This is a genomic window from Citricoccus sp. K5, assembly GCF_902506195.1.
Classification (GTDB): domain Bacteria; phylum Actinomycetota; class Actinomycetes; order Actinomycetales; family Micrococcaceae; genus Citricoccus.
Genome location: NZ_LR732821.1, coordinates 1 through 2,592 on the forward strand (window position 1 = coordinate 1; position 2,592 = coordinate 2,592).

The following is a 2,592-nucleotide window of genomic DNA, read 5'->3' on the forward strand; positions in this document are numbered from 1 at the left end:
GTGAGTATTCGGACCTCTGGGAGCCACTGAATATTGTGGTTCAGAGCCACCACTATGGCCGTTGAGAGCCGGCGGCCGGCCGGGTGGGAGCCACCGGCCCTCGACGGGCTTTCTAGTGGCCGTTCATGGCGGTGTGTTCGCGCATGTTGTAGCTGCCGGTCTCGATCCAGAGGGTGTTGTGCACGATGCGGTCCATGATGGCGTCGGCGTGCACTCCGGAGCCCAGGCGCTGGTGCCAGTCCTTCTGTGCGTACTGGGTGCAGAACACGGTCGAGGTGTTCCCGTAGCGGCGCTCCAGCAGCTCCAGCAGCATGCTCCGCATCGACTCGTCGGGATGGTCCAACAGCCATTCGTCGATGACCAACAGCGTGAACGCGGCGTACTTTTTCAGGAACTTCGTGGAGCCCAGGGGCTTGTCCTTCGCCAGGGCCCAGGCTTCTTCGAGGTCGGGCATCCGGATGTAGTGGGCGCGGATCCGGTGCTGGCAGGCCTGCTTGGCCAGCGCGCAGCCCAGGTAGGACTTCCCGGAGCCGGTGAAGCCCTGGAACACGACGTTCTGCTGCCGGTCGATGAACGAACACGTCCCGAGCTGTGCGATCACGCCCTGGTCCAGGCCGCGCTCGGTGAGCAGATCCAGCCGGCGCAGGTCAGCGTTCGGGTAGCGCAGCCCGGCCCGCCGGATCAGCCCCTCAACCTTGGCGTGGTTGAACGAAGAGTGAGCCTCGTCCACGGCCAGCCGAATCTTGTCCTCGAACCCCAGTCCCATCACGAGGGTCTCGTCCTGGGCCTCGAGGGCCTCCAACAAGGTGGCGGCTCCCATCTCGCGCAGCTTGCGCTTGGTCTCGGTGTCGATCCGGCTCATCGAGTGCCTCCTGCCGCGTAGTAGGAGGCCCCACGCACGTAGCCACCGGGCTCCTCGGCCGTCGCGGCCCCTGGCGATGGTGTTCTGCCGGGTGTCTTGTCCTGCCCGGTCTCCAGGATCGGGCGCAGGTGCGCATACCGCGGGGACCTGACCCGGCCGGCCAGCGCGAGAGAGCAGGCCGCCTCCACCCGCTCGGCGGAGTAGCGGCGGGTCAGCCGCAGCACCGCCAGGGCCGGGTCCAGGCCCTGCTCGGCGACCGGCACGGACTCGAAGATCCGCTCCACCACGACCACCGCAGACGTTCCGACGCGGGTGGCCCAGTCCCGCACCCGGTCCGGGTCCCACTGCCGGTAGCCGGGCCCGGCCGGCAGATCGGCGTCATGGGTGCGGTACTCATTCACCACGTTCTCGGGCAGCAGCAGGTGGCTGGCCAACCGCTCGGGGCCGCGGTAGACCTCGAGCATCGTGTCCGTCAGACGCAGATCGACCTTGGCCCCGACGTGGGTGTATGGAACGGAGTAGAAGTTCCGGCCGAAGGTGACGTGCCCGTTCTTCGCGACCCTGCGGCCGTAGACCCACCGGCTGATCTCATAGGCCACCGTTGGCAACGGCCGCAGCAGGGGGCCCTCCTCGGCGGCGAACACGCTGGCCCTGGAGCCTGGCCGCTTCTGGAACGACTCCTGGTTGTAGGCGGCCACCCGGTCGATGATCGCCGCTTTGAGGTCGGCCAACGTGGCGAAGTTCTGGTCCCTGAGCTCGGCGATGACGCGCATCGCCACATGCCAGACGGTGTTCTCGGCGCTGGGTTTGTCCTTGGGTGCCCTGATTCTGGCCGGGAGCACGGCGGCGGAGTAGTGCGCGGCCATCTCCCGATAGGCGTCGTTCAGCACGATCTCGCCCTCGGCCGGATGCTTGATAACCCCCGTCTTGAGGTTGTCCGGCACGATCCGCGGCACGCTGCCGCCGAACGCCTCGAACATCGCCACGTGGGCCCGCAGCCAGGTGTCCTGCTTCATGTCCAGGGTCGGTTCGACGAAGGAGTACCGGCTGAACGGCAGACACCCCACGAACAAATACACCCTCGTCAGCTCGCCGGTGGCTGTGTCCAGCAGCTGCATCGTGGGTCCGGACCAGTCGACCTCGACCGTCTGCCCGGCCTTGTGCCCCACCCTCGAGGCCAGCCCGGCCACCAGCAGGTGATGCTGATAGGACTTGCAGAACCGGTCGTAGCCCATCGCCGGATCCCCGGCGGCGGCACAGGCATCGAGATATTCGCCGTGCAGCAGTTTCAGCGTCACCCCGACCCGGGACAGTTCCCGGTGAACCTTCTCGAAATCTGGCTGGGCGTAGACGCTCTCGTGTTCCCCGCGGCCGGGGAACACCATCGAGTACACCTCGGTCTCGGGCCGGTCGGCGATGTCGTCCCATCGCACCCCTGCCGCATCGGCAGCCTCCAGCACCGCTGCCACACTGTTCCGCGAGATCCGCTGTGAGGCAGCGATCGCCCGTCCCGACAGACCCTCGGCCCGCAACCGCAGCACGAGCTTGGCCTTAATCTTCCTTACCATTGAGAACTGCTCCTTCCGCCGGGTGCCCTTTACACCCGGCGGAAGGAGCCTAAGCAGGTGGCTCCGAACGACAATAACGGTGGCTCCGAAGACAGCAAATGCGTCAACCGGCCACCGGCTCCCAACCCCAATACGAGTGGACCTCAGTACTCCGAATATTCA

General features: G+C 66.6%; 2 protein-coding genes. Both read right to left on the reverse strand.

The window, feature by feature from the left end:
* Nucleotides 1–112: 112 nt before the first annotated feature.
* On the reverse strand, nt 113–862 hold the full coding sequence (locus tag BOSE125_RS17755) for an ATP-binding protein (RefSeq protein ID WP_159555548.1): 750 nt from the start codon (nt 860–862) through the stop codon (nt 113–115).
* Nucleotides 859–2,430: an IS21 family transposase gene (istA, locus tag BOSE125_RS17760; RefSeq protein WP_159555550.1), complete on the reverse strand. Its 1,572-nt coding sequence runs from the start codon at nt 2,428–2,430 to the stop codon at nt 859–861. Before istA ends, BOSE125_RS17755 begins: the two co-directional genes overlap by 4 nt.
* Between the last annotated feature and the right edge of the window lie 162 nt (nt 2,431–2,592).